Below are 10,039 nucleotides of genomic sequence, written 5' to 3' on the forward strand. Positions count from 1 at the left end.
GCAATCATGCCTATCTCGCCAGTCGCCAGTGGCAAAAATAAGCGCGTGCGACGCGTTACATCGGGCGGGAAAGAATGGAAGGCGGTGCGGGCAATTCGCGCACAAAATCGGTGCGATGCCCCTGTAGCGATACGGCGTGCCAATGGATGAATTGGACTCTTTGCCCGACCGTAGATCAAGCGCGAAAACGCCGAATAAAAAAACGAAAAGCGCTGTTGGATTCCGTCCAACAGCGCTTTCGAGCGGGCACTGAGTGCCTCGATTGTCTCCTCGTTCTCCACCTGCAAATTCGGGTGCTTCAGAACTGGGATCAAGATTAAACGTCGCAACCGCCTCAGGCAACCTAGCACTTACCCTAGTGGTGCAAGTCCGCACGGAATTAGCGCATCGATGACATGTTCGCGCTGATACCCGGCTCCCCAAAAAATTCCTGAACTTCGCATCAACTGACACTCAGCAAGGCTCGTTGCTAGGCCACCTACAAGCGCAAAAGATGCTTCATCTCACATACGCAGCCTTGGCACGCGCGCAACCACTTCTCCGACAATGCCACGTCTGAACGCGAGCACGCAAATGATGAAAATGAAGCCGATGACGATCGTCGTCGATTCACCAAGCGTGTTGAACCACGTAATTCCCGTCGCGGACGCAATCGCCGAACCCATATCGCCGAGCCGGTCTTCGAGCGTCACAATCAGCGCCGCGCCGAGAAGCGGCCCGAAAAGCGTTCCCATGCCGCCCACCAGCGTCATGAGAATGACCAGCCCCGACATCGTCCAGTAAGCATCGCTCAGCGTCTCAAAGCCGAGCACGATCACCTTGAGGGCGCCCGCCAGACCGGCGAGACCCGCCGACAGCACAAAGGCGAGCAGCTTGAAGCGATCGGTATCGTAGCCGAGCGAAGTCGCGCGCGCCTCGTTTTCACGAATCGCCGTCATCAACTCGCCGAATGGTGAATGCACGATGCGCACGATGAAGAGGAACGCGAGTGCCACCACGAAGAGCACGACGTAATAGAGCGTGACATCCGACGATAGGTCGATGAAGCCGAAAAGGTTGCCGCGCGGCACGCCTTGCAAACCGTCCTCACCGTGCGTGAACGGCGCCTGGAGATAGATGAAATACACCATCTGCGCAAACGCGAGCGTCACCATCGCGAAGTAAATGCCTTGCCTTCTAATTGCAAAGATCCCAACGACCAAGCCCAACAGCGTGGCACTCGCAGTCCCAGCCAACACGCCGAGCGCAGTCGACAAGCCAAGCGATTGGATCGTATAGCCTGTGATGTACCCTGCCGTCGCCAGGAACATCGCGTGACCGAACGATAGAAGCCCGGTGTAGCCGATGAGCAAATTGAAGGCCGCCGCGAAGAGCGCAAAGCAGAGGGCCTTCATGACGAAGACGGGATATAACCCCGCCCCGGGCGCTGCGAGGAGTCCCAACAGCAGCAGGCTATAGAGTGCTTTCCTCTGCATCACCGTTCCTTGCCGAATAGACCCGCAGGTCGCACAAGCAGCACGATCGCCATGACGATGAAGACGACGGTGGCCGACGCCTGCGGATAGAAGACACGTGTGAAGCCTTCGATGACGCCGAGCATGAGGCCCGTCACGATCGAGCCCAAAATCGAGCCCATGCCGCCGATCACGACCACGGCAAACACGGTGATGATCATCGACTGCCCCATCAGCGGCGAAACCTGGATTACCGGCGCAGCTAGCACGCCAGCGAAGGCCGCGAGCGCTACACCGAAGCCGTAAGTCAGCGTGACCATCACGGGCACGTTCACGCCGAACGCTTCGACTAGCTTCGGATTCTCGGTGCCCGCGCGCAGATACGCGCCGAGGCGCGTCTTCTCGATGACATACCACGTGGCCAGACACACCACGAGTGAAGCAAAGACGACCCACGCACGGTAATTCGGCAGATACATGAAGCCAAGATTCGTCGACCCGGCGAGCAACTCCGGCACGTCATACGGCTGCCCCGAAGCGCCGTAGATCGACCGGAAGACGCCCTCGATGACGAGCGTGATGCCGAAGGTCAACAAGAGCCCGTAGAGATGATCGAGCCGGTAGAGCCAGCGCAGCATCGAGCGCTCAATGACGATCCCGAACGCGCCGACAACAAGTGGAGCCAGCACGAGCATCGCCCAATAAGGCAGGCCCAGATAGGTCAGCCCTAACCAGGTGATCATCGCCCCGAGCATGAAAAGCGCCCCGTGCGCGAAGTTGATGACGTTGAGCATGCCGAAAATCACAGCTAACCCAAGACTCAGGATCGCGTAAAACGATCCGTTGACGAGCCCAAGGAGAAGCTGGCTCAAGAGCGCCTGTAACGGTATGCCGAAGATGTCCATGAGACGTGTCTCAGAGTGTGGACAATGCGCGCTCTTCGCGCGTCACTTCCATAGCGGGCAGCGTGCCTCGGCCTTGGTCGTGAACGCCTGATCGCCAGGGATCGTCGTCTTCAGGATGTAGTAGTCCCATGGCTTTTTCGACTCCGATGGCGTTTTGACCTGGTACAGATACATGTCGTGAACCATGGTGCCATCCGTGCGAATGCGGCCGCTGGCGGTGTAGAAATCGTTGATCGGCGTCTTCTTTAGCTGTGCCATGACTTTGTCGGCGTCGACCGAACCCACCGCTTTCACGGCCTGAAGGTAGTTCCACGTGGCGGAGTAATCGGCAGCCTGCAAGCTCGAAGGCATCTTCTTCATCTTGTCGTAGTAGCGTTGTGCCCACTTGCGTGCGGCATCGCTTTGATCCCAATACCAGCTATCCGTGAGCAACAAACCTTGTGCCGTCGGCAGGCCGACGCTGTGTACGTCGTCGATAAACATCAAGAGCGCCGCGATCTTCATGGTTTTCGTGACGCCGAACTCCCTCGCAGCCTTCAACGAATTCACGGTGTCGTTGCCCGCATTGGCCAAGCCGAGAATCTGCGCCTTCGATGCCTGAGCTTGCAACAGGAATGAGGAGAAATCCGACGCGGAGAGCGGGTGAAGCGCACGCCCGAGCACCTTGCCGCCACTCTTTTCGACCACCTCCGAGGTGTTCTTGTCCAGCGCTTTGCCGAAGGCGTAATCCGCCGTCAGGAAGTACCACGTCTTGCCGCCCTGCTGCACGATGGCGGAACCGGTACCCTTGGCGAGCGCCGTCGTGTCATACGCGTAGTGGATCGTGTACGGCGTGCATTGCTCGTTGGTCAGCGTGTCGGCACCGGCACCGATAACAATGAATACCTTCCTCTTCTCCTTGGCCACGCCATTCATCGATAGTGCGGTCGCCGAATTCGTCCCGCCGATCAAGAGATCCATACCTTCAGTGTCGAACCATTTGCGCGCCGTCGTGGCAGCGATGTCCGCTTTGTTTTGATGATCAGCCGACAGCACCCTGATCGGCTTGCCGTTCACCTTGCCGCCGAAATCGTCGACGGCCATCTGAATGGCAGTCTTGCCACCCTGCCCGTCGATATCGGTATACAGCCCCGACATGTCGGTAATGAATCCGATCGTAACCGTGTTCTCATCGGCCAAGGTCTGCTGTGCGGGGAGCGCCGCGGTGATCACTGCCCCCGCCATCGCGAGAGTACGTGCCACGCGTGCGACGAACTTCGTCTTCATTCGCATCTCCTTCTCTGCGTTATTGGTTCTAGTCGTGCAACCTAAGGCGTGAGACATCAGACATATGGCATGAGACGAACGGCGCAAGACGCCTAGCACATAGCTACGGCTCGGCAGGCCCTTCGTGCCGCCACGCAAGACAGGCTCGCGTACGCGTTAGACGCCGAGCAATTCGTGCAACACCGGCATCTTGCTTTCGAGTTCGCGCGCGACGAATCGCTCCACGATTCGCCCGTGCTCCATGACATAGAAACGATCGGCGAGCGGCGCGGCAAAACGAAAGTTCTGCTCGACCATCACGACGGTGTAGCCACGTGACTTCAGCGTCAGAATCATGCGCGCGAGCGCCTGAACGATGACGGGCGCGAGGCCTTCGGAAATCTCGTCGAGCAAAAGCAGGTTCGCTCCCGTGCGCAAGATGCGCGCAACAGCCAGCATCTGCTGCTCGCCGCCGGAAAGACGCGTGCCCTGGCTCGTGCGGCGCTCCTTGAGATTCGGAAACATTTCGTAGATTTCGTCGAGCGACATCGCAGCCTTGGGCGAACCCACCATCGGCGGAAGATTCAGGTTCTCCTCGCAGGACAGACTCGAGAAAATGCCGCGCTCCTCGGGGCAATAGCCGACACCGCAATGCGCGATTCTGTGCGTTGGCAGGCCGATCGTCTCGCGATCGCCGATGCGCACGGACCCGGTGCGGCGCCCTGTCAGTCCCATAATGGCGCGCAAAGTCGTCGTACGCCCCGCCCCGTTGCGGCCGAGCAGCGTGACCACTTCGCCGCGCTCCACCGTGAGGTCGACGCCGTGCAGAATGTGCGATTCGCCGTACCAGGCCTCGAGCCCTGCGATCGTCAGCGCCGGGACGCCCTGTGGCTGCTCCGCCACAACACTGCCCGCCTCACCCCTTTCCCGCTGCGTGGCGCTGCGCTCGGTATCGCTCATCAGTGCTTCCCCGTCAAAGCGGTATCCGCACTGCCCATATAGGCCTGCATCACGAGCGGATTCTTTGACACTTCCGCATAGTTGCCCTCGGCAAGGACTTCGCCGCGCTGCAAGACGGTGATCGTATCGGAGATGCCCGCGATGACGTTCATATTGTGCTCGACCATCAGAATCGTGCGACCTGTCGAGACTTTCTTGATGAGTGCCGTCACACGGTCGACGTCTTCGTGGCCCATCCCTTGAGTGGGTTCGTCGAGCAGCATCAGCTCAGGCTCCATCGCCAGCGTCGTCGCGATTTCGAGTGCACGCTTGCGACCATATGAGAGCTCGACCGTCGGCGTGTCGGCGAAATCGCTCAGGCCAACTTGGCCGAGCAACTCTCGCGCGTGTTCGTCGAGCTGCCTCAACACGCGAGCGCTGCGCCAAAACTGATAAGACGTGCCGAGCGTGCGCTGCAAACCGACGCGTACGTTCTGCAACACGCTCAGGTGCGGAAAAACCGCTGAAATCTGGAACGAGCGAATGACACCGCGCCGCGCAATTTGCGCCGGGCGCTCGCGCGTGATGTCGACACCGTTGAACACGATCAGCCCCGCGGTGGGATCGAGAAACTTCGTCAGCAGATTGAAACAGGTGGTTTTGCCCGCACCGTTCGGTCCGATCAGCGCATGTATCGAGCCGCGGCGTACACGTAGATTCACCCCGCTGACGGCGGTGAATCCCTTGAATTCCTTCGTCAAGCCGCGCGTTTCGAGAATCGTGTCGCCGAGAATCATGTCCCCTTCCATGCGAAGTGACAAAGCGTGTCTTTTTCGAACACCGCGCCGGCGCTGTTTATTTGTTACTGAGCTTTGATGCCCTCGAAAGCCCCATCTCTTGGCATTGCGCATCATGGCGGCCGGCTGAGCCCCGCGACATGCGGCACCGCGCATTGTCTCGCCAATGGTGCAGCGTAATCATTGGGATTTGCACTTACGTTGATTTGCGTAATCAGCGTTAATCGGATGTCATTTCTACCGTGGTTTTCCCACCGCCCATTACCTCGTCAATAGCGCTTGGCACCCGAATTCGAATTGTTCCACGTGGTAGACACGGGTTTTGTCAGACGGCTCATGCGCGTTCCGACGCCGCCATCGAGGCAACCGTCACCCCGCTTTTCGCCGTCGATGCAACCCGATCCGCGAGGATCATGTCGCTCGCACGCTCGGCGATCATGAGGGTCGGCGAGTTGGTATTGCCTGACGTAATCGTCGGCATGACCGATGCGTCGACAACGCGCAGACCCGCCACACCAATGACGCGCAACCGAGCGTCGACGACCGCACCCGTGTCATCTGCCCTGCCCATGCGGCACGTGCCCACCGGATGAAAGATCGTGGTGCCAACTGCGCCCGCCGCTTTGATGAGCTCGGCCTCAGTCTGAAATTCGACGCCCGGCAGGATTTCTTCGGGCGCGTAGCGTGCGAGCGCCGGCGAAGCCACGATACGGCGGGTCAAGCGTAATGCGTTCGCCGCGACATGCCGGTCGTGCTCGGTGGACAGATAGTTCGGTGCAATGACGGGCGGTACGTGCGGATCGGGCGAGCCCACGTGAACACTGCCGCGCGATGTCGGTCGCAAATGGCAAGCCGATGCGGTGAACGCATTGAAGCGGTGCAGCGGCTCGCCGAAGCGATCGAGCGAAAGCGGCTGCACGTGGTATTCGATGTCAGGCCGTGTGATCGAGCGATCGTCGGGTGACGATTTCGCGAATGCGCCGAGTTGCGATGGCGACATCGACATGGGGCCCCTTCGCGTGAGGGCGTACTGGCCCGCGATCCAACACTTGCCCCACCAATGCGCGGCGAGCGTATTGAGCGTGCGCACGCCACGTACTTTGTAGGCCGTGCGCAGTTGCAGGTGGTCCTGAAGATTTTCGCCGACGCCATGTAGATCCTGCACGACCCCAATCCCGAGCTTGTGCAGCCGCGCGCCATCGCCGATTCCCGAGAGCTCGAGCAGTTGCGGCGAATTGATGGCACCGGCCGCGACGATCACCTCGCAACGCGCGCGCGCCACGAACTCGCGTCCGTCAACGTCGCCGCGCACGTACGCGACGCCCGTGCAACGCCTGCCTTCGAACGTAAGCCGTCGCACGTGGGCGTGCGTAACGACGCTCAGGTTCCTGCGCGACAAGGCGGGACGCAAGAATGCCTTCGACGCGTTCCAGCGCACCCCGCTTTTCTGATTCACGTCGAAGTAACCAACGCCCGAATTGTCGCCACGATTGAAGTCGTCCGTGGCGGGGATGCCCGTTTCCTCGGCAGCTTCACGAAACGCCTCGAGCACCTTCCACTTCAAGCGCTGCTTTTCGACACGCCATGGCCCTCCGACGCCATGCCATGCGCTCGCACCACCGTGGTGGTCTTCGCTGCGCTTGAAAATGGGCAGCACAGCATCCCACGACCAAGACGGCTCGCCTGTTAAGCGCGCCCACTCGTCATAGTCCTCGCGCTGCCCGCGCATGTAGATCATGCCGTTGATCGACGAGCTACCGCCGAGCACTCGCCCACGCGGATAAGCAAGCGTGCGGCCGTTCAGGCCCGGCTCGGCGACGGTGCGATAGAGCCAGTCCGTGCGCGGATTGCCGATGCAATAGAGGTAGCCAACCGGCACATGGATCCAGGGATAGTCATCCTTGCCGCCTGCTTCGATAAGCAGCACGCTCACGTCGCGTTCGGCACTGAGCCGGCTCGCCAGCACGCAACCGGCCGTGCCGGCGCCGACGATCACATAGTCGAACTCGCCATCGGAAGTCGTGTTCCTGCTCATGGCGCCCACCGTCGAGGTGAAAGGATGACGCGCGCTGCACGCCCACCGATCGCTAATAGTCGATCGGTTCGACGTTTAACGCAGCGCGAACTCGGCCAAACCCTACTTCGCCACCGGCATCGTGAACTCCGCGCCCTTCGCGATGCTGTCGGGCCAGCGCTGCATGACGCTCTTGTAGCGCGTGTAAAAGCGCACGCCTTCCTCGCCGTAGGCATGATGGTCGCCGAAGAGGGAACGCTTCCAGCCGCCGAACGAATGCCAGGCCATCGGTACCGGAAGCGGCACATTGATGCCGACCATGCCGACTTGCACCTGCCGAGAAAACGCGCGGGCGATACCGCCGTCGGTCGTAAAACACGACACGCCGTTTGCGAACTCATGCGCGTTGACGAGTGCCACCGCGCTCGCAAAATCGGGCACACGTACGACCGAAAGCACCGGCCCGAAAATTTCCTCGCGGTAAATGCTCATGTCGGTTTTCACGTGGTCGAAGAGCGTACCGCCGAGGAAGAATCCCTCCTCGTGGCCAGGCACCGAAAGGCCGCGTCCATCGACAACGAGCTTGGCGCCCGCCGCCACGCCCGCATCGACGTAGCCCGACACCTTGGCGCGATGCGCAGCCGTGACGAGCGGCCCCATTTCCGCATCCGGCTCCATCCCGTTTTTGATCTTCAAAGCCTTCACGCGCGGCGCCAGGCGCTCGATGAGCTCATCGGCGATATGGCCGACGGCCACCGCCACCGAAATCGACATGCAGCGCTCTCCGGCTGAGCCGTAGGCGCCACCGATCAGTGCATCCACCGCTTGATCGAGGTCCGCATCCGGCATCACGATGAGGTGATTCTTTGCGCCGCCCAAAGCCTGCACGCGCTTACCGCGCTGTGCACTCTGCGCGTGGATGTATTCCGCGATCGGCGTCGAGCCCACAAACGACAAGGCAGCCACATCGCGATGCTCGATGAGCGCGTCGACGGCCTCCTTGTCGCCGTGCACGACGTTGAAGACGCCGTCCGGCAAACCGGCTTCCTTGAGCAGCTCGGCGATACGAACGGAGGCCGACGGATCGCGCTCGGAGGGCTTCAACACGAACGTGTTGCCGCAGGCGATCGCAATCGGAAACATCCAGCACGGCACCATCATCGGGAAGTTGAACGGCGTGATGCCAGCGACGACGCCCAACGGCTGACGCAGATTCCAGTTGTCGATGCCGCCGCCGATCTGATCGGTGAAATCGCTCTTGAGCAGATTCGGAATGCCGCATGCGAACTCGACGACCTCGATGCCGCGCATCACTTCGCCCTTCGCGTCGGAGAAGACCTTGCCGTGCTCGCGCGTAATCAATTCGGCGAGCTCGTCATGATGTTTATCGAGCAGTTGCTTGAAGTTGAACATGACGCGTGCGCGCTTGATCGGCGCCATCTCGCTCCAAGCCGGGAAGGCGGCTTTCGCCGCTGCCACCGCCGCGGCAACTTCGCTCGCGCTCGCAAGCGGCACGCGCGCGGCCACGCTGCCCGTCGCCGGGTTGAAGACGTCGCCGAACCGCCCGCTCGTGCTACCGGCGTGCTGCCCGCCGATAAAGTGGCTCAACTCGCGCACACGCGTGACCTGATCTGCTTCGCTCATGAATGTCCTCGTCTCGGATAGATGAAAATCGTCGGCCTCGCGCGCTGCACGCGCGGGCTCCTTTGCCGGCAAGCGTAACCGCCAACGTCACGCGAAATCCAATGAGTTATCCTCAATTGCAATATAACGCTGGCTAATAATCCGCCATGGACCTGACACTGCTGCGCGCCTTCGTGACCGTGGCGCGCGTGGGCAACCTGACACGCGCGGCGACCCAATTACATCTGACGCAGCCGGCCGTCAGCCTGCAAATCAAAAATCTGCAGGAAACGCTCGGTGTCGCCCTGTTCGTGCGAACCGCGCACGGACTCACGCTGACTCGGGATGGGCAGGCACTGCTGCCGCACGCCGAACGTGCTCTCGCGGCCGCCTCGGATGTAGAGCGCGCTGCCGCCACGCTGCGTCAAGAAGTGAGGGGGCGGCTACGCATCGGCACGATCCTCGATCCCGATTTCTTAAGGCTGGGCGGATTCCTGAAACAACTCGTCGAAACGTATCCGCAAATCGAGCCGGCTTTGCGGCACGGCATGTCGGGATGGGTCGCCGATGAAGTGCGCACAGGAGAACTCGACGCCGGCTATTACATCGGACAACCGGCCGACGATGGCATGCCGCAAGGGCTTTATCATGTGGCGACGCTTACGCGCTTCCAGTATCGGGTACTCGCGCCGGCGGGATGGAAAGAGCGCGTGAGGCGCGCGCGGGATTGGCGCACGCTCGCGGCGCTGCCGTGGATCTGGACCCCGCCTGGCTCGGCGCATCAGCGGTTGCTGTCGCGCCGCTTCGCTCAAGCCGGCGTGAGCCCCGTCAAGGTCGCGGAAGTCGACCAGGAGACGTCAATGCTCGATCTCGTGAAATCGGGCGTCGGATTGACCCTCGCGCGCGATGCGATTGCGATCGCCGAGGCCCATTCTCATGCGCTGACGATTGTGGAAGGCGTAACGGTGCCGACCGAACTCACTTTCATCGCCCTCGCCGCTCGCAGCAAAGAACCGGCCATTGCCGCCGCCTTCAGGCTCATCGAAGCGCAGTGGGCAGTTT

Annotated in this window: 9 protein-coding genes; 1 reads left to right on the forward strand and 8 read right to left on the reverse strand. The window is 61.0% G+C overall.

Features of this window, described 5'->3' with window-relative positions; all coding sequences use genetic code 11:
- From VL598_RS08990 to VL598_RS09025, 8 genes are all read right to left on the reverse strand, one after another.
- Window positions 1-281: hypothetical protein (locus VL598_RS08990; protein WP_325326364.1), on the reverse strand; the 281-nt coding region annotated here is incomplete at its 3' end.
- Between the two features lie 222 nt (window positions 282-503).
- Window positions 504-1,475, reverse strand: coding sequence for a branched-chain amino acid ABC transporter permease (locus tag VL598_RS08995; RefSeq protein WP_325326365.1), 972 nt, complete (start codon window positions 1,473-1,475; stop codon window positions 504-506).
- Window positions 1,475-2,359, reverse strand: coding sequence for a branched-chain amino acid ABC transporter permease (locus VL598_RS09000; protein WP_325326366.1), 885 nt, complete (start codon window positions 2,357-2,359; stop codon window positions 1,475-1,477). Before VL598_RS09000 ends, VL598_RS08995 begins: the two co-directional genes overlap by 1 nt.
- 42 nt (window positions 2,360-2,401) lie before the next feature.
- Window positions 2,402-3,625, reverse strand: coding sequence for an ABC transporter substrate-binding protein (locus VL598_RS09005; RefSeq protein WP_414718684.1), 1,224 nt, complete (start codon window positions 3,623-3,625; stop codon window positions 2,402-2,404).
- A 156-nt stretch (window positions 3,626-3,781) separates the two neighbouring features.
- A complete protein-coding gene (locus tag VL598_RS09010) occupies window positions 3,782-4,564 on the reverse strand; it encodes an ABC transporter ATP-binding protein (protein WP_325326367.1) in 783 nt (260 codons plus the stop codon).
- The gene (locus VL598_RS09015; protein WP_325326368.1) at window positions 4,564-5,340 is read right to left on the reverse strand and encodes an ABC transporter ATP-binding protein; all 777 of its coding nucleotides are present in this window, start codon (window positions 5,338-5,340) and stop codon (window positions 4,564-4,566) included. Before VL598_RS09015 ends, VL598_RS09010 begins: the two co-directional genes overlap by 1 nt.
- 334 nt (window positions 5,341-5,674) lie before the next feature.
- Complete coding sequence (locus VL598_RS09020; RefSeq protein WP_325326369.1) at window positions 5,675-7,375, reverse strand: GMC family oxidoreductase; 1,701 nt, start codon at window positions 7,373-7,375, stop codon at window positions 5,675-5,677.
- Between the two features lie 102 nt (window positions 7,376-7,477).
- Window positions 7,478-8,998 (reverse strand): CoA-acylating methylmalonate-semialdehyde dehydrogenase, encoded by a 1,521-nt coding sequence (locus VL598_RS09025; protein WP_325326370.1) that lies wholly within the window; start codon window positions 8,996-8,998, stop codon window positions 7,478-7,480.
- A 146-nt stretch (window positions 8,999-9,144) separates the two neighbouring features.
- On the opposite strand from VL598_RS09025, the gene VL598_RS09030 reads away from it, so the two are divergent.
- Window positions 9,145-10,039, forward strand: an 895-nt coding sequence (locus VL598_RS09030) for a LysR family transcriptional regulator (protein ID WP_325326371.1), incomplete at its 3' end; no start/stop codon positions are given.

It is taken from the genome of Trinickia sp., assembly GCF_035492435.1.
Taxonomy (GTDB): domain Bacteria; phylum Pseudomonadota; class Gammaproteobacteria; order Burkholderiales; family Burkholderiaceae; genus Trinickia.

Bases quoted from the DNA above. Each gene is read 5' to 3' on its own strand.
- VL598_RS09000 (WP_325326366.1), bottom strand. From the start codon at position 2,359: ATGGACATCTTCGGCATACCGTTACAGGCGCTCTTGAGCCAGCTTCTC.
- VL598_RS09010 (WP_325326367.1), bottom strand. From the start codon at position 4,564: ATGAGCGATACCGAGCGCAGCGCCACGCAGCGGGAAAGGGGTGAGGCG.
- VL598_RS09020 (WP_325326369.1), bottom strand. From the start codon at position 7,375: ATGAGCAGGAACACGACTTCCGATGGCGAGTTCGACTATGTGATCGTC.
- VL598_RS09005 (WP_414718684.1), bottom strand. From the start codon at position 3,625: ATGAAGACGAAGTTCGTCGCACGCGTGGCACGTACTCTCGCGATGGCG.
- VL598_RS08995 (WP_325326365.1), bottom strand. From the start codon at position 1,475: ATGCAGAGGAAAGCACTCTATAGCCTGCTGCTGTTGGGACTCCTCGCA.
- VL598_RS09025 (WP_325326370.1), bottom strand. From the start codon at position 8,998: ATGAGCGAAGCAGATCAGGTCACGCGTGTGCGCGAGTTGAGCCACTTT.
- VL598_RS09015 (WP_325326368.1), bottom strand. From the start codon at position 5,340: ATGATTCTCGGCGACACGATTCTCGAAACGCGCGGCTTGACGAAGGAA.